This is a genomic window from Rhizobium sp. SVR5-2C (assembly GCF_056755115.1).
In genome coordinates this window covers 1-15,983 of record NZ_JBNDHT010000011.1, presented here as the reverse complement: position 1 = coordinate 15,983, position 15,983 = coordinate 1, and the positions used below count along the sequence as shown (strand labels likewise).

Annotated in this window: 16 protein-coding genes; 11 read left to right on the top strand and 5 right to left on the bottom strand. The window is 58.8% G+C overall.

The annotated features are described in order from the left end of the window. Window positions 1–94: 94 nt before the first annotated feature. From ACPYOI_RS05170 to ACPYOI_RS05140, 7 genes are all read left to right on the top strand, one after another. Complete coding sequence (locus ACPYOI_RS05170) at window positions 95–922, top strand: p-hydroxycinnamoyl CoA hydratase/lyase (protein WP_481414612.1); 828 nt, start codon at window positions 95–97, stop codon at window positions 920–922. A 144-nt stretch (window positions 923–1,066) separates the two neighbouring features. After that, complete coding sequence (locus ACPYOI_RS05165) at window positions 1,067–1,657, top strand: cupin domain-containing protein (RefSeq protein ID WP_481414611.1); 591 nt, start codon at window positions 1,067–1,069, stop codon at window positions 1,655–1,657. Between the two features lies 1 nt (window position 1,658). Beyond that, window positions 1,659–2,264 carry a cupin domain-containing protein gene (locus ACPYOI_RS05160; protein WP_481414610.1) on the top strand — a complete coding sequence of 202 codons (606 nt, stop codon included), beginning with the start codon at window positions 1,659–1,661 and terminating at the stop codon, window positions 2,262–2,264. Window positions 2,265–2,708: 444 nt separating this feature from the next. Further along, window positions 2,709–3,485: an aspartate/glutamate racemase family protein gene (locus ACPYOI_RS05155; RefSeq protein ID WP_481414609.1), complete on the top strand. Its 777-nt coding sequence runs from the start codon at window positions 2,709–2,711 to the stop codon at window positions 3,483–3,485. A 147-nt stretch (window positions 3,486–3,632) separates the two neighbouring features. Beyond that, entirely contained in the window at window positions 3,633–5,123 is a 1,491-nt protein-coding gene (locus tag ACPYOI_RS05150) for an aldehyde dehydrogenase family protein (RefSeq protein ID WP_481414608.1), read from the top strand. Window positions 5,124–5,349: 226 nt separating this feature from the next. Then, complete coding sequence (locus tag ACPYOI_RS05145; RefSeq protein WP_481414607.1) at window positions 5,350–6,177, top strand: p-hydroxycinnamoyl CoA hydratase/lyase; 828 nt, start codon at window positions 5,350–5,352, stop codon at window positions 6,175–6,177. Between the two features lie 96 nt (window positions 6,178–6,273). Further along, on the top strand, window positions 6,274–8,463 hold the full coding sequence (locus ACPYOI_RS05140; protein WP_481414606.1) for an acetate--CoA ligase family protein: 2,190 nt from the start codon (window positions 6,274–6,276) through the stop codon (window positions 8,461–8,463). Between the two features lie 109 nt (window positions 8,464–8,572). Here ACPYOI_RS05140 and ACPYOI_RS05135 read toward each other — a convergent pair whose 3' ends face one another. From ACPYOI_RS05135 to ACPYOI_RS05120, 4 genes are read right to left on the bottom strand one after another with little or no spacing between them, the layout of a single operon-like run. Beyond that, entirely contained in the window at window positions 8,573–9,346 is a 774-nt protein-coding gene (locus ACPYOI_RS05135) for an HD domain-containing protein (protein ID WP_481414605.1), read from the bottom strand. A gap of 58 nt (window positions 9,347–9,404) precedes the next feature. After that, window positions 9,405–10,055, bottom strand: coding sequence for an HD domain-containing protein (locus ACPYOI_RS05130; protein ID WP_481414604.1), 651 nt, complete (start codon window positions 10,053–10,055; stop codon window positions 9,405–9,407). 44 nt (window positions 10,056–10,099) lie between these two features. Continuing rightward, complete coding sequence (locus ACPYOI_RS05125) at window positions 10,100–10,555, bottom strand: carboxymuconolactone decarboxylase family protein (RefSeq protein WP_481414603.1); 456 nt, start codon at window positions 10,553–10,555, stop codon at window positions 10,100–10,102. A gap of 19 nt (window positions 10,556–10,574) precedes the next feature. Beyond that, window positions 10,575–10,994 (bottom strand): cupin domain-containing protein, encoded by a 420-nt coding sequence (locus ACPYOI_RS05120; RefSeq protein WP_481414602.1) that lies wholly within the window; start codon window positions 10,992–10,994, stop codon window positions 10,575–10,577. 88 nt (window positions 10,995–11,082) lie between these two features. On the opposite strand from ACPYOI_RS05120, the gene pdxR reads away from it, so the two are divergent. From pdxR to ACPYOI_RS05105, 3 genes are all read left to right on the top strand, one after another. Next, the gene (pdxR, locus tag ACPYOI_RS05115; RefSeq protein ID WP_481414632.1) at window positions 11,083–12,495 is read left to right on the top strand and encodes a MocR-like pyridoxine biosynthesis transcription factor PdxR; all 1,413 of its coding nucleotides are present in this window, start codon (window positions 11,083–11,085) and stop codon (window positions 12,493–12,495) included. A gap of 207 nt (window positions 12,496–12,702) precedes the next feature. Continuing rightward, window positions 12,703–13,362: an HD domain-containing protein gene (locus tag ACPYOI_RS05110; RefSeq protein WP_481414601.1), complete on the top strand. Its 660-nt coding sequence runs from the start codon at window positions 12,703–12,705 to the stop codon at window positions 13,360–13,362. A gap of 209 nt (window positions 13,363–13,571) precedes the next feature. Further along, window positions 13,572–14,567, top strand: coding sequence for a GlxA family transcriptional regulator (locus ACPYOI_RS05105; RefSeq protein WP_481422642.1), 996 nt, complete (start codon window positions 13,572–13,574; stop codon window positions 14,565–14,567). Window positions 14,568–14,757: 190 nt separating this feature from the next. On the opposite strand, the gene ACPYOI_RS05100 is transcribed toward ACPYOI_RS05105, so the two are convergent. Then, window positions 14,758–15,660 carry a LysR family transcriptional regulator gene (locus ACPYOI_RS05100; protein ID WP_481422641.1) on the bottom strand — a complete coding sequence of 301 codons (903 nt, stop codon included), beginning with the start codon at window positions 15,658–15,660 and terminating at the stop codon, window positions 14,758–14,760. 119 nt (window positions 15,661–15,779) lie between these two features. Here ACPYOI_RS05100 and ACPYOI_RS05095 point away from each other — a divergent pair. Further along, window positions 15,780–15,983, top strand: a 204-nt coding sequence (locus tag ACPYOI_RS05095) for an oxidoreductase (protein WP_481422640.1), incomplete at its 3' end; no start/stop codon positions are given.

The window sequence follows — 15,983 nt, the reverse complement described above, 5'->3', positions numbered from 1 at the left end:
GTCGGTTTGGTTCTGGCCTCACGTTTTTCGATGACCTAGGTCCAGCTTCGCAGCTGAAGGCCCATAACGAAGAATTGCTGGTATGGAGAATGCGATGTCTCAGAATGTAATCGAGCTTCAGAACGTGAAGGTTGAGCGCGAGGGCGGCACGACTTTCATCTACTTGAATCGGCCTGAAAAGCGGAACGCGATGAGCCCGCAATTGCACCTGGACATGTGCGAAGCACTTGAATGGGCTGAAGAAGACGATGCAACCAAGGTTGTTGTCCTATCGGGAGCGGGCGGCAACTTCTGTGCCGGGCAGGATCTGAAGCTGTATTTCCGCGGAACCGAAGACGATCCGAAGGCCCGCGCCCGCGCCCGTCGTGCGGCCCATTCCTGGCGCTGGGACAAGCTCTCGAACTTCCCCAAACCGACCATCGCCATGGTTCACGGCTACTGTTTCGGCGGTGGTTTCACGCCGGTCATCGCCTGCGATTTTGCGATCGCGGCTGACGACGCGACCTTTGGCGTATCCGAGGTGAACTGGGGCATCATTCCAGGCGGACTGGTCGCCTGGGCGATCACTCAGGTGATGAACTATCGGGATGCGATCTACTATTCCGCCACCGGCGAACAGTTCAGCGGCAAGGAAGCCGCCGCAATGAAATTCGTCAACAAGTCAGTCGCGCTCCAGGATCTGAAGCCCACCGTCCTTGAGCTGGCCAAGAGCCTGCAAGCGAAAAGCCCCGCGGCACTGCGCTACACCAAGGAAGCCATCCGCGCCGTACGCTCGATGTCGAGGGAACAGGCCTTCGATTATCTCAACGCAAAGAGCGACGCGCTGAAATACGCCGATCCCGAGGGCGGCCGTAAGAAGGCAATGTCGCAATTTTTGGATGATAAGACCTACAAGCCAGGTCTGGGAGCCTACAAGCGCTGAAGGTTTGAAGGATAACGGCGACGGGATTCCGTCAAGAGGTCATTGTGCTTCGAAGCCGCTTTAGAAGGCGGCGATGGAAATAGACCCGGTGGATGGCGACACGGCCGATACGAGACGCCGGGAAGCAGAGAGTTGGGAGATGTGATGGACGATCACCACCATACGCATGATGCCGAGGGCCCTGCGGGGTACTATCACTCGAAGAAGGATCGTGTGTTCGTGCGCGCGATCGAAGGCGCGTACAATCTGACCGAGGAACTGAACCGTCTGCGCGCCATGCCGCGTGTGCGCAAGGCCAGGGATATCAAGTTCGTCGATGGACCGCAGGCTTACAGCCGTCACTATGTCGAGCCTGAGCACGGCATCACCCAGACCTTCCACCTGCATCTCGAGGAATACGGGCCAGGCGGCAAGAGTCAGAAGCACGGCCATGTCAACGAGGCCGCCTTCTACATCCTCGACGGGGACGGCTACGAGGTCCACGACAACATCCGCTACGACTGGACTGCGGGCGACATCGCGATCGTACACAACAACTGCGTGCACCAGCATTTCAATGCCTCTGACACCAAGCCGGCGCGGGCTCTCGTCATCAAGACCAAGCCGATGTACCTGTTCATGAACATGCTGTTCCAGAAGACCGTCGAGCCGCGCCACACCAGTCCTGCGCCCGGAGGCGAAGATTTTGTAGTGCGCGAGAAGGAAGAAAACTTCAACCACGGTGAGGAATACTGAGATGGCCTGGGGCGAGAACACGCGATGGATCGCCGGCGGGGACAACAAGGCGCTCTACCAGGCGTTGCTTGACGATGCCACCGAGGCGCCGGCGCGCAACGCGCTGCGCAAGAAGATCGTGCGTCCGGCAGAGATGCCGTGGGAGATGTCGCGCCAGGGCCTGCTCAAGCATCTGATCAACGAGCAAATGAACACGCGAATGGAAACGGTCGACGCCTATATGCAGATCATCCCGCCCGGCAGTTGGTCAGGCAAGCACCGGCATCTGGCGGAAGAATGCCTCTATGTTGTTGAAGGGCGCGGCTACGACCTCCATCAGGATTGCGACGTAGAGATCACCGACACGTATTTCTGGAAGCCGCAGGATGAGATCAAGCGGTTCGAGTGGGAGGCGGGCGACGTCATCTACATCCCGCCGAACACGATCCACCAGCATTTCAACGCCGATGAATCGAAGCCGGCGCGACTCATTTCGGCTATCAATCGCGTCTTCAAACATTCGGGCCTCAATGACCTTGAGCAGATCGAAGACTCGCCCGAATATGACTCTTCCGTTGTGCTGACGACTGAAAACATAAGAGATTATCTGCGTGGCGGCGCCAGATAGTCCCAACGGCATATGACGGGACCTGCCCGGAAACTGCACGCCGGCTAAACACTGCGTGCAAGCGATGCCCGAGGACGACTGATAGGTCGGCCTAGGCGAGCCTTGCCTTCTCACTTTGCGACAGCGCCACCTGAGCTAATGCATAGCCGGCAATTATAACTCGATACCCCGGCGAGATTACCATGTTTGTTCAGATGCCTGGCACGAGCTGACACCAAATGCGGTCTGTCTGCGTCGTTGCTTGAAGGGCGAGTTGATGGAAATGACCATACAGGCGAAAAACCTGTCCGCCAGATGCGCAGTTCTCATCGACACCAATGGTTTCATCCGTCTCTTCAGTAAGATCCCTTCGGCCACGGATATTCCAGATTGGAAAAACGGTGTTTCACATGAGCCTTATTGTCCTGGCTCGCGATTCGATCTCCAATGTCCTGGGAGGACCTAATGCGAATTTTATTTTTGAATCAGGCGCCGCGCGCAAAAGGAAAGAGCCCCGCATATGACGTTGAAGGCATCGAACGCCTTCTGAACGGATATGCCTCACCGGGTACCAAGATCGAAATCGGATTTCCCGACGATTTCGAAGGCTCCAAGATGTTCGAGACAATCGGCAACCAAAGTGTGTTGAACGGTCTCCATCACATGATGGAAACGCCGGCGATAATCCGGAAGATCTTTTGGGCCGCCGAAAATGGCTATGATGCAGTCATTCAGAGCAACACTTTCGATCCTGGGGTGGACGGCGGCAGATTGGCGGTGAACATTCCCGTCATCGGCCTGTTGCGGGCGTCAATGCATGCTGCATTGACGCTGGCCGATAAGGTCGGCATCACCGTCCCCCTTGCCGCCCACGTCCCGTATACATGGCGGATTCTGCGCGGCTACGGGCTGGATGCATTCGTCAGCTCGATCAAGCCGATCGGCATCTACGGAAGCGACATCCAGCAGCGCAAGCAGGAGATATACGGCATCACCGAAAGGTTGATCCGCTCCCTGGTCGATGAAGATGGTGCCGAGATCATTATTCCGCTCGGCGGCGCGCTGATCCCATATGTGGTCAGCCCCGAAGAGCTTTCGAAGACAACGGGCGTTCAGGTTGTCAACACGAAGGCGATCGGAATTCGCTTCGCCGAGATGTGCGTCAAGCAGGGGCTGACGCAGAGCATTCAGACATATCCCAAGGCGAGCATAAGTTCGGACGATTTCGTCGGCCGCATGTAAGTCTCAACTTTAAGGAAGCTTGCAGAGCAGCGAGACTCTTTGATCGCGCGTGGTCCGCGCGCTCGACGCACCTACGCATGGCAATTCGCATGCGTAGGTCCAACCAAACCCATAGAACGCTATTCAATTGCAATAGGTCGAGGACCCATGAAAACCGCAAATCCATTCGCATCGAAAGTCATGGAAATGGCCGAGAGGGAAACCCACGGCTGGAAGATGATGATCGGAGGCAAATGGGTGGAAGCCCGCTCGAGCAAGCGTGCAGTGACTTTTAATCCGGCCTATGACCAGCCGTTGGCGGAAGTGCCGGCTGCGAATGCCGAGGATGTGGCGGATGCCGTCGCAGCCGCCAAGGCGGCATTTCCTGCGTGGAGCCGCCTGCATGTCGACGAGCGCGCAAAGTATCTGCAGCGGTTCGCCGATGGGATACGGGCATGGGCGCGGGAGTTCGGGATGCTAGACACCCTGGACAGCGGCAATCCCTTGCCGGCCATGATCGACGACGCCAACAAAGGCGCCGGACTGCACGACTATTTCTGCGGCCTGGGCATGGAAATGAAGGGACGCACGATTCCGACGCCCGGCGGAGGATTGAATTACACACGGCAGTTTCCGTTCGGCGTGGTCGGGCGCATCATTCCATTCAACCATCCGATCTCGTTTGCGGCGGGAAAAATTGCGCCTCCGCTGGTTGCCGGAAACACGGTAGTGCTGAAGCCCGCAGAGCAGACGCCGCTTTCAGCGATGTTGCTTGGCCGGCTCGTCGAGGAGCACCTTCCCCCGGGCGTGGTGAACATCGTCGTCGGTGACGGACCCAACTGCGGCGCGCCGCTTGCGAGCCATCGGGATGTGCGCCGGGTGGCCTTCACCGGCAGCGTCGAGGTGGGGCGCAGCATCCTCGCCAGCGCGGGGATAAAGCCGGTGAGTCTGGAACTTGGCGGCAAGAACCCGCTTATCGTCTTCCCCGATGTCGACATTGAGAAAGCCGCTGCCGCCGCGGTCTCCGGGATGAATTTCACCCGCTCACAGGGCCAGTCCTGCGGGTCGAATTCACGCGTCTTCGTGCATGCAAAAATCCACGACGCCTTCATGGAAGCCGTCCTGACGCTGGCGTCGAAGATCAAAGTCAGCCTGCCGGAACTGGAAAATGCCCAGATGGGGCCCGTCGTCACCCGTCGTCATTACGATCGCGTCATGGGTTACATCGAAAGCGGCCGCAAGGAAGGTGCCAGCATCGCGCTGGGCGGCACGCATTCGGCCGCGGCGGAACTCGAGTCGGGTTATTTCATCGACCCGACTGTGTTCACGGGCGTGAAGCACGGAATGACAATCGAGCGGGAGGAAATCTTCGGCCCGGTGATGAGCGTCGTCCAATGGACCGACGAAGCGACGATGCTGGAGGAGGTTAACGATTCCGAATTCGGCCTTTGCGCCAACATCTGGACAAACGACATCAGCACCGCGATGCGCTTCGCGGACGATATCGAATGCGCCTATGTCTGGATCAATGGCCACGGCAACAAGCGTTTTAAGGGTGCTCCGTTCGGGGGGATGAAAAGCAGCGGGCTCGGCAAGGAACACTCCCTGGATGAGCTTCTGAGCTTCGTGCAGGAGAAGAATGTCAACGTACGATATTAGCCTTGTCTGATGGGCAGGCTTGAAGCGGCCGAGACGGCGATCGTGTCCGGACCTTAAGGCATTTCGGTTGCTCCAATCTCGCTCCTGCCTGTTGAAGGACTGGCTTGCAAGGAAGGTCTAGAGATATGCGCAACTCTTGAAACAGCCCAAGGCTTTCCGAGCGGCTTCACACTGAGGCACCGCCCGGTTTGGTCGCGGCAGAACTAGCAATTATGGAGGAGCAGATATGACCAGCGACGTAATTACCTTGGAGAACGTGAAGGTTGAGCGCGAGGGCGGCACGACTTTCATCTACTTGAATCGGCCTGAAAAGCGGAATGCGATGAGCCCGCAATTGCACCTGGACATGTGCGAAGCGCTTGAGTGGGCTGAAGAAGACGATGCAACCAAGGTTGTTGTCCTGTCGGGAGCGGGCGGCAACTTCTGTGCCGGGCAGGATCTGAAGCTGTATTTCCGCGGAACCGAAGACGATCCGAAGGCCCGCGCCCGCGCCCGTCGTGCGGCCCATTCCTGGCGCTGGGACAAGCTCTCGAACTTCCCCAAGCCGACCATCGCCATGGTTCACGGCTACTGTTTCGGCGGTGGTTTCACGCCGGTCATCGCCTGCGACTTTGCGATCGCGGCTGACGACGCGACCTTTGGCGTATCCGAGGTGAACTGGGGCATCATTCCAGGCGGACTGGTCGCCTGGGCGATCACTCAGGTGATGAACTATCGGGATGCGATCTACTATTCCGCCACCGGCGAACAGTTCAGCGGCAAGGAAGCCGCCGCAATGAAATTCGTCAACAAGTCAGTCGCGCTCCAGGATCTGAAGCCCACCGTCCTTGAGCTGGCCAAGAGCCTGCAAGCGAAAAGCCCCGCGGCACTGCGCTACACCAAGGAAGCCATCCGCGCCGTACGCTCGATGTCGAGGGAACAGGCCTTCGATTATCTCAACGCAAAGAGCGACGCGCTGAAATACGCCGATCCCGAGGGCGGCCGTAAGAAGGCAATGTCGCAATTTTTGGATGATAAGACCTACAAGCCAGGTCTGGGAGCCTACAAGCGCTAGGTCAGTGGGCAGACGGACAGGTTCGGTCTTCGGCTCCCTGCCTGCAGCATACCGCGAAGAACATCCGCAATAAAATCAAGGTGAGGCAACAAGGTAATGTCGCAGAACAAAATGCAGATCGAAGCATCCTGGGTCTCTGGGGAGATGGAATCAACCGGACACCCCGGGGTGCACGCGCTGCTGAACCCGAAGAATATCGTGATTGTAGGAGCAAGCGAAAAGCCGGGCAACTGGGCTGAGCGGGTGTGGCGCAACGTGCATCGGTATGGGTTTTCCGGCAATGTCTATCCAATCAATGCCAGCCGGGAGGAAGTGTGGGGTGTCCGCTGTTATCCCGACTGCGCGTCCCTTCCGGAAAAACCGGACCATCTGGTCGTCCTCGTGCCGGCGGTCGCCGTTCCGGACGTGCTGCTGGACGCCGCCAAGGCTGGCGCCCGCAGTGCAACGGTTATGACCTCGGGTTTCGATGAGCTCACCGACAGCGCATCCGTCGATCTTGCGACCCGCCTGAAAAAGGTGATTGAGGAGACCGGGCTGGCCGTTTCAGGTCCCAACTGTCTCGGCAACCTCAACGCCAAGGCAAAACTGGTCACCATTCCTGACGACCGGCCGCTGCTCCTGACGCCAGGCCCTGTCGCCATCATCAGTCAATCGGGTGGACTTGCCACAGCAATGAAGCGCGCCCTGCAGGATCGCGGGATCGATGTTTCCGCGATCGTGTCCAGCGGCAATGAGGCGGGCCTGTCGACTGCCGATTACATCCAGCATTTCGCTTCCGACCCGGATGTGCGGGTGATCTTCTCCTATCTCGAGGCTGTGTCTAAACCTGAGCCTTTCCTGGAGGCCTGCCGAGCGGCTCGGGCCTGCGGTAAGGCCGTTGTCGTCATGAAACTCGGGGTCTCCGATATCGGCCGCGAGGCGGCCCAGGCTCATACCGGGGCACTGGCCGGATCCATGCAAGCTTTCGACGCGGTGGCGGGTCAAGTCGGCGTAATCCGTGTCGACAATCTGGATAGCGCCGTCGAGGCCATAGAACTCCTCGCCCACGCGAAATTGCCGGCTGGCAAGAAACTCGGTGCCATCACGTTTTCCGGCGCTATGCGCGGACTGATGCTGGACATAGGACGGGGCCACGGCCTCGAATTCGCCGATCTGGCGCCCGCCACCTACGAGGCCATGGGCAATATCCTCGGCGTCGGCAGCATTCTGGGCAATCCGTTGGACGGAGGTTTTGCCGCCCTGACCAAGCCCACGGCCTATGTCGAGTTGATCGAAACCATTCTGGCCGATCCCAATGTCGACATGCTGCTTTTGCAGGAAGAACTGCCGCGTGACGACGGCTCGACACGAAAGCTCAAGAACCTTGCCGACGTCGAGGCGATAGCATCCAAGGCGTCCAAGCCGATCGCCTTCGTCAGCATGCTGTCCTACGCCATGACCGATTACAGCCGGGAATTGCGGCGATCCCTGCCGCATGTCCCCTTCCTGCATGAAATCGACAAGTCGCTCAAGGTGGTGCGCTCTATCATGGATTACGCGACCACAACGCCGTCGCCACCGCGGATGGCGCAACCGGCAGCGAACAATCCGGCCGACCGACATCTGGAATCGTTTGCCAAGGACAGGATCGGCCCGGTCATCGACGAAGTGCGCTCTAAAGCTTTGCTCCGAGACTACGGAATTGCCGTTCCTCGCGAATATCTGTGCGCCACCGCCGAGGAGGCTGCCACGCGCGCTGCGGAGATTGGCTTCCCGGTCGTGGCCAAGATCGTCAGTGGCGCTCTTCCGCACAAATCGGATGTCGGCGGCGTCATCGTCGGCCTTAACTCCGCCAAGGCGGTCGCGGAGGCCTTCGATCGGTTGATCGCGGTGGCGGAAGGCCTGCCGCAAAAGCCGCCCATTGACGGCATCCTCGTTGCCGAACAGGCGTCAGGCAGTCTGGAACTCGTCCTCGGCGCCTCGCTCGATCCGGAAGTGGGCCCGGTCATTATGTTCGGTGCCGGTGGCATCGACATCGAACTCACGCGCGACGTCGCCCTGGCAGGCTGCCCGCTCGACGAACAGCAGGCGCGTCAGCTTATCGCGAAAACGCGTATCAGCACCATCATGGGAGGTTACCGCGGGCGACCGGCCTGCGACTCCGAATCGGTGGTCAAAGCACTGGTGGGTCTCTCCCAGCTGATGTTCGATGCGGGAGGTCGTATCACTTCCATCGACGTCAACCCTTTCTTGCTGTCGGCCCAGGGAGGGATAGCTCTCGACGGGTTGGTCGTCCTGCGGAGGTGAACAGGGTTTCAGGCTCACGCAGCCTGTCTGCTCTATTGGAACACCGTCCACCTCGGACGGTGCCGTAAGCAGAGCGAAAGCCGGAGGCGCGCCGAATGGGGCACTCCTATCACTTTCCCTTAGTCCATTGCGAGTTGAGCATTAGACTGCTGAAGTCCCTTCGGCGAAAGTTCGGATCCTTGTAGGCCAATACATCGGCTAGACCAGTGCCCTGGGTGGTCTCGCGACGATGCTTGAGGCTGTCGTAGAGGGCTTGCAGAAAAGCATCCGCGAATTGTGGTGGATGTGGGTAAGCAGTCTCGACCGCGTCCCGCTGTGCGGCAGTAAAGTCGTTATAGGCGGCGCCCACAAGGTCCATGTTGGCACCTTCGGCAAGAAGTACAGCGATGGGGTATAGATGCGGGGAAACTCCATTTGTCGTGTGCAGCGCGATCGCGAGCCAGACTCTCTGGCTATCAGCTTCCGAAATGCCGTGGCTCTGTAAGAAATCGCGCGCCGCGTTTGCGCCATCCACTTCATAACGCAAATGACTCTTTCCATAACCTGCCGTCAGGCCGAAATCATGGAACATAGCCGCCGTAAAAAGAAGTTCCGGGTCAAAAACCAGGCCCTTGCGCTTTCCTGCTAAGGCAGCCCAATAATAGACGCGCATAGAGTGCTGAAATAGCAGATCGCCCTCGGCATCACGAACGAACTTAGCTGCGTCGCGTGCCAATTTGCTGTCGGGAACTTTTATGCCCGACACGTCATCAACGGTGTTGGGGATCGCTTTATCGACATTAGACTTGACCGTTTCCGCTTGGCCGTCTGGCGCCCAGGCGAACCCGAAGACTACGAATGCGAGAGCGGCACAAGTAGCAGTGAAGACGCTACGGAACCTCATGGGCTTTCTCCTTTTTTGATCCGAATATGGCTCGAATAACTCATGCCGTTATGCTCGGTCATTTTTCGCCAGCCCATGGCGAGTTCCGCATCAGGGTGCAAAAGTTGCGGGGGTGGAAATGCGGATCCTTGTCGGCCATCACATCGGCCAGGCCGGTACCCTGTGTGGATTGGGGGCGATGCTCGAGCCCATCGTATAGGGCTTGGAGAACATCTTCCGCAAACGCTGGCGGATGCGGATAGGCTGCCTCGACAGCAGTCCTCTGGGCGTCGGTGAAGTCGCCATAACCGAAGCCCACCAGGTCCATCATTACCCCTTCTGCCGTAAGCGCGGCGATCGGATGCATATGTGCGGAAATTCCCGGCGTGGTATGCAGTGCGATGGCAAGCCAGACTCGCTCGATATCGACTTCCGAAATGCCGTGGCTCCGTAGGAAGTCACGTGCGGCGTTTGCGCCGTCGACCTCAAAGCGCAGGTGGCTGTGCCGAAAACCCGCCGTCAGGCCGATATCGTGGAACATCGCCGCCGTATAGAAAAGCTCTGGATCGAATGTCAGCTCCTTGCGGGCTCCAGCCATGGCACCCCAGAAATAGACCCGCGTGGAGTGCTGAAACAGCAGATCATTCTCGGTGTCCCGAACGAAATCTGCCACCTCGCGCGCCAGTTTGCTGTCAGGGATTCTAACACCGGAAATCTCATTGGCGATCATGGTCGTTACTCCATCCGGTTTCGCGATATTGACGTAGCGCCAGCTTAATTGTCGAGGACACCCTGCGGCGTGTTCCGGAAGCTGATGGCCATGCGATTGTAACTGTTCATCAGGCTGATCGCGATCGTAAGGTCGACGAGTTGCTTCTCGTCGAAAACGCTTCGCGCGGCTTCGTAGGCGCTATCCGGCACGCCGGTTTCGGCGACGCGCGTCACGCTCTCGGCCCATGCCAGCGCGGCACGCTCGGTCTCGCTGAAGAGGTTACCGCCTTCTTCCCACGCCTGCAGCAGCGCGAGCTTCTCGACCTTCACGCCCTTCTTGATCAGGTCGCGGGTGTGCATGTCGAGACAATAGGCGCAGTTGTTGATCTGCGATACGCGCAGATAGACAAGATCTACCAGTTCGCTAGGCAGACCGCTTTGCATGACATAGCCATAGACGCCGCCGAGCGCCTTGGCCCCGTTGGGGGCGATCTGATTGTAGTCGAGCCTCTTGGTCATTGTTCTGGTTCCTTCAGTCTTACTTGATGGGGGTCGTGAGTGCCTTGTCGTCGGCGTCGACGACGAAGACGGCAAGCAGCTTTGCCGGCTTGGTTTTGCTTGCGTTTCGGCTGATCGAGTGGCTCGCGTTCGGAGGTTCTGACCAGCTCTCTCCGGCCTTGAAAACACGGGTCACGCCGTCATTCACCTTCGACTCGATCTCGCCCGAGATCACATAGGCGTAGATGAAAGCCGACTTGGCATGCCGGTGGGGCGGGGACGCCGCGCCTGGCGCATAGTCGACTTCAACAACGACAAGCGACTTGCCGGGGACGTTCGGAATCGCCTGTGCGAATTTGGGCGTCACTGTTTCTGTCTGACCGTCATGCGCGGAGGCGGGCACGGCGATCGTGGACGCCAGAACAGCGCTGGCGGCAGCGAGGATGTTACGGACCTTCATGGGCTTTCTCCTTCTGCCTATCCAGATACATGCCGCACTGGGTCACGAAAAGTACCAAGAAGTTGATAAAATGATGTACCATGACAGCATGAGTGAATCGCTGAAACTGACTCTTGACCGCACTGCAGCGGTGCCCCTGGCAGAACAGATCCGAAAAGGGGTGGCCACGGCCATCGAGAGCGGCGTGTTGGAGCCCGGTGCGCGCTTGCCTTCGTGGCAGGATCTCGCTGCACAACTCGGCGTCGCGCGCGGCACTGTGCGGACCGCGTATGGGAAGCTGGCCGCCGCCCAATTGATCGTGGCCGCGCGGGCGACGGGAACGCGCGTCGCCCAGCGTCCCCGCGCCGTCGCAAGGGGCGAGCAGCCGACGGGCATGGGCTCGTTCATCGAGACGTATCTGGAGATGACGCAGGGACCTGCGTTCTTTCAAATGGGTGTGCCCGCAGTCGAAACCTTTCCAGCGACCTTGTTCGCCCGTATTCGCGCGAACGCGGTCCGTGCCGAGGCAACTGCGCCTCCGCTTTATCCCGACCCCCGCGGCGAAGTGGAATTGAGACATGAAATCGCAGGCTATCTCGCCGTCGCTCGCGGCATCCATTGCTCGCCGTCGCAGATCATCGTTACCGGGGGATTTGGCGCGGGACTCGGCCTGGCGCTGGGGGCTCTTGGGTTGAGCGGACACACCGCATGGGTCGAAAATCCGGGCTTTCCCTGGACTAGCAAGGGACTGGAGCTCGCACGCCTGCTCCTCGCGCCGATCCCGGTCGATGCTGATGGTATCGATCTCGATTATGGCCTGCGCCACCATCCGGACGCGAGGCTCGTCGTCGTGACCCCTGGTCAGCAGGCACCGCTTGGTGCCACCTTATCGCTCGAGAGGCGCCTTGGCCTGCTCGAATGGGCGGCGGCGAAGCAAGTTTGGGTGATTGAAGACGACTATCTGAGCGAGCTACAACTGGCAGGCAGGGCTGCGCCGGCGCTCGCATCGCTCGACCGTGAAGGACGCGTCATTCATATCGGATCGTTCAGCAAGACGATCAGTCCAACCGTCCGGCTCGGCTTTGTGGTTGCGCCTGTCGAACTTGCCTCTCGGTTCGCGGAAATGGCGGCGTGCCTCGCCCCGGCGCCTGGCCCTGCGGTGCAGCGCGCGATCGCCGAATTCATGCACGAGGGCTGCTATATGCGCCATCTCCGGCGCACCAAGCGCGCCTATGCCGCCAAGCGGCAGGCACTGCTGGATTGTCTTCAGGCATCCGTCGATGCCGATCAGCTTTCTACACCCGGCTTGGCCGTTTTGCTGAGGCTGCCGAGAACAACATCGGACGTCGCCGTTGTACGTGACACCCTGGCGTTCGGTATGTTTCCGGCGCCTCTCTCACCTTGGTATACATCGCCTGAGAGCGCCGAATCCGGACTTCTGCTTGGTGTCGCGACCACGCCGACAAAGAACCTTGCTCGTACCTGTGATCGGCTTTTCGAAATAATCCGTCGTTTGAGTTGACCAGCTTCGAGGTCGAACGCCTCGACCCACAGGCTTGCCTCCCGCTGAACGACGTATGAGGTTGGGCTTAAGGTCAACAGTCCGAACGATCGTTGCTCAGACGAACGTGTCTTATTTCGCAGCTTCGATGTCCATTTTTGTCGTAGCATCAAGATAGAGTTCATCGCAGATGCTCTCTAACCTTCAACGATCCAATGGAGGTACAAAATGACAACCACGAGCGGGATCATGATCCCAGACAGCAAGCTCGCGAACGAGGTAACGGAATTCGTACGGGACACAGCGTCTGAGCTGCTCTTCAATCACTCGGCCCGGGTCTATCTTTGGGCAGCACTGACCGGCGAGCGAAAAGGGCTGAAATTCGATCCGGAGCTTCTGTATGCAGGTGCTATGTTCCACGATATTGGGCTGACAGAGGGCTACCAGGAGAGCCAGCTTCGGTTCGAGGTAGACGGCGCCAACGCCGCACGTGACTTCCTACGAAGCCGCGGTGTACCCGAAGGCGATATCAAGACGGTCTGGGATGCGATCGCGCTCCACACGACGCCCGGAATTCCCGAATTCATGGATCCGGAGATCGCCTTGGTCCAGGCGGGGGCGGGAATGGACGTGGCGGGTCGCGGCTACGAGGATTTTACGGACAAAGAACGCACGGCGGTGACCGCTGCGTATCCACGCGGCAACAACTTCGAGCACGAGATGATTGACGCATTTTATCACGGGATGAAACATCGGCCCGCGAGCACATTCGGTACCATGAACGAAGGTTTCCTGGAGCAAAAAGATCCCAATTTTCAGCGGTTGAACATCTGCAGCATCATGTTGCGCTCCCATTGGGTCTGTGGGTGTCACAACCACGGCGCATAATCTGCGGTTTCTCAGCTATGTGAGCGGTTGAGAGACCATCCGCAGCGGCAGGCATTATGTTGGGCAGATCTCTTTCGCAAATGTCGTTCATCAATCCACACTAGGGATTCGCGATTGCGAGGTACACTGCTTGATCAACGGCGGAGATCTTCCTCGACAATGCTGTTGGAGATGAATTTGAAACTTGCTGCCAGCGGTTGGGAGCGATGATGCCAATCCAGACAGTCGCGATTGTGATACATGACAATGTCCAGGCACTGGACGTTGCAGGCCCAATCGATGTCTTCACCGAAGCGAATTTATTTATTCCTGTCGGAGATAGATACAAGACGGTACTGGTCGGGCCCCAAGGCGCGCCATTACGTGCATCAAACAGCATGCAGATAACCGCTGACGTCACATTCGAAGATACGCTCAGCGGATTAGATGTGTTGCTGGTGGCGGGAGGCCCCCAGCTGCCGTATGCCGCCCCTGATCCGCAGTTCTTAAATTGGCTGCGCGATGCACCAGCGCGGGCGAAGATCTACGGTTCAATTTGCACCGGGGCATTCGCGCTTGGCCACGCGGGTCTGCTTGAGGGGCGCAGGGTCACCACCCACTGGCTTGTGGCCCAGACGCTGGCGGCACAGTTCCCAACTGCCCTTGTTGAGCCTGACCTCATCTACGTCCGCGATGGCCGGCTTGTCACGTCGGCTGGTGTAACAGCAGGGATCGATCTCGCATTGGCGCTCGTCAGTGAGCGGCATGGGCCGAGCGTAGCGGTAGCAGTGGCAAAAAGGCTCTTGGTGGTGGCGCAGCGCCAGGGAGGCCAATCGCAATTCAGCCCTTATCTCACCGCCCCCTCAGATCCAAACTCGCCGATTGCGCGCATCCAAGATTACGTGATGGCCAATATCGGACGCCCTCACTCGCTTGAGTCACTTGCGCTCGACGTTGGTATGAGCGCTCGCAACCTCGCTCGCCACTTCGTGCAAGAAACCGGGATAACCCCGCATGAGTTTGTCATGCGGGCGCGAATCGACACCGCTCGCATGCTGCTTGAAGGAAGTGATCATGCACTCAAGGCAGTGGCCTTCCGGTGTGGCTTCGGATCCGCAGACCGAATGCGTGTCGTGTTCCACCAGCGTCTTGGCGTGACACCCAGCCAATATCGCGCAAGCTTCCGCCGATCAAAGTTCCGCAATGAGCTTGCTGATGTCGAATAGACGATGGTTCTCTTATTGGTGCCGCGTTCCCCGGCATGGAGGAAGTAGGATACGTCACATCGCAAGTGTTCACGATTGGACGCTCCACGCTTTCTTATGAGAGCTTCGCGCACGCATACCGGCATGGTGTCACACGTACTCGTCATGGGTGCGCCGTCGCTCGCGAGCACTTTGCACGCGGCGAGAAACCTCACTGTGAGACGCGCGGAAGGCTTTGAACAAGGTTGTCTACAACGACACGAATCTTTGCAGGCAATGTTTTGGTTCGGGGCCAAACGACGTTTATCGGCATTTCCCCGCCGGACATTCCATCGAGGACCGTCTTCAGCTTTCCATCGCGAATGTCGTCCTGGACCATCCAATAGGGGAGTTGGACAAGGCCGCGTCCTGCCCTTGCCGCTGCATGTATCATCTCGAAATCGCGGATATCATGTTTGACCGGGATAGGGTGACGCGCGACGGAGCCGTCCGGTTGCTTGAGCAACCAAACAGCGCGCTGTTCCTGGCGTTCCCCGGCGATGCAATCATGCCCGGCGAGATCGGCCAGAGAGTAGGGGACACCGCGGACCGCAAGGTAGCCAGGCGATCCAATGATCACCATCCGTTGGATGCCGACCTGACGCGCGACTAGGTTCGTTGTGTCGTGAAGTTTGCCGATCCGCACCACAAGGTCGATGTTTTCGCGAATCAGATCGACGCATCGATCCGTGAAGGTCACGTTGAGAAACAGCGCTGGATAGCGTTCAGCCAATTCGAGCAGCAGCGGCATGACGAGGAGTCGTCCGAACGCCGTCGGCAGATCAATCCGCACCTCACCACATGGCGCGTCGCGCGCGAGCATGAGCGCGTTTTCGCCGCGCTCGAGCTCGGCAAGCGCAGCCACGCAATGCTCGAGCCAAGCCTCTCCCGCTGGCGTCAAGGTTAGATGGCGCGTTGTCCGATAGAGCAATTTTGACCCTAGCCGATCCTCAAGACGCGACACTGCTCGCCCGGCCGCGGACTTGGTCATGCCGAGCTCCGCAGCAACTGCCGTGAAACTGCCTAGTCGCGTAACCGCGACGAACTCGACGATACCGTCAAAGCGAGATTTCATTGAGTTTGTAGCCTTTGACGCAACAGTAAGTAGGGTTAAGGCACTCTAATCCAGGGAAGAAACTTAGATTATCTCCAGCGGGACATCAAATCGCAAATCCAGACCGATGGAGATTCACAATGCCTTCAATTTTCGATCCGTTCGACCTCGGGCCGATCCGCCTGAAAAACCGCATCGTCATGGCGCCGATGGAGCGCTCGCGTGCGCGTAACGGCGACTGGGTTCCCCAGGCCGACACTGCGCGCTATTTTGCGCAGCGTGCCGGCGCCGCATTCATCGTGACCGGCAGTATCGCCATCAGCGAATGGGCCCGGACCTGGGCG

Coding starts and splice junctions, on each gene's coding strand:
- ACPYOI_RS05150 (WP_481414608.1), top strand. CDS start 3,633: ATGAAAACCGCAAATCCATTCGCATCGAAAGTCATGGAAATGGCCGAG.
- pdxR (WP_481414632.1), top strand. CDS start 11,083: ATGAGTGAATCGCTGAAACTGACTCTTGACCGCACTGCAGCGGTGCCC.
- ACPYOI_RS05165 (WP_481414611.1), top strand. CDS start 1,067: ATGGACGATCACCACCATACGCATGATGCCGAGGGCCCTGCGGGGTAC.
- ACPYOI_RS05135 (WP_481414605.1), bottom strand. CDS start 9,346: ATGAGGTTCCGTAGCGTCTTCACTGCTACTTGTGCCGCTCTCGCATTC.
- ACPYOI_RS05170 (WP_481414612.1), top strand. CDS start 95: ATGTCTCAGAATGTAATCGAGCTTCAGAACGTGAAGGTTGAGCGCGAG.
- ACPYOI_RS05145 (WP_481414607.1), top strand. CDS start 5,350: ATGACCAGCGACGTAATTACCTTGGAGAACGTGAAGGTTGAGCGCGAG.
- ACPYOI_RS05155 (WP_481414609.1), top strand. CDS start 2,709: ATGCGAATTTTATTTTTGAATCAGGCGCCGCGCGCAAAAGGAAAGAGC.
- ACPYOI_RS05105 (WP_481422642.1), top strand. CDS start 13,572: ATGCCAATCCAGACAGTCGCGATTGTGATACATGACAATGTCCAGGCA.
- ACPYOI_RS05110 (WP_481414601.1), top strand. CDS start 12,703: ATGACAACCACGAGCGGGATCATGATCCCAGACAGCAAGCTCGCGAAC.
- ACPYOI_RS05160 (WP_481414610.1), top strand. CDS start 1,659: ATGGCCTGGGGCGAGAACACGCGATGGATCGCCGGCGGGGACAACAAG.
- ACPYOI_RS05120 (WP_481414602.1), bottom strand. CDS start 10,994: ATGAAGGTCCGTAACATCCTCGCTGCCGCCAGCGCTGTTCTGGCGTCC.
- ACPYOI_RS05125 (WP_481414603.1), bottom strand. CDS start 10,555: ATGACCAAGAGGCTCGACTACAATCAGATCGCCCCCAACGGGGCCAAG.
- ACPYOI_RS05140 (WP_481414606.1), top strand. CDS start 6,274: ATGTCGCAGAACAAAATGCAGATCGAAGCATCCTGGGTCTCTGGGGAG.
- ACPYOI_RS05130 (WP_481414604.1), bottom strand. CDS start 10,055: ATGATCGCCAATGAGATTTCCGGTGTTAGAATCCCTGACAGCAAACTG.
- ACPYOI_RS05100 (WP_481422641.1), bottom strand. CDS start 15,660: ATGAAATCTCGCTTTGACGGTATCGTCGAGTTCGTCGCGGTTACGCGA.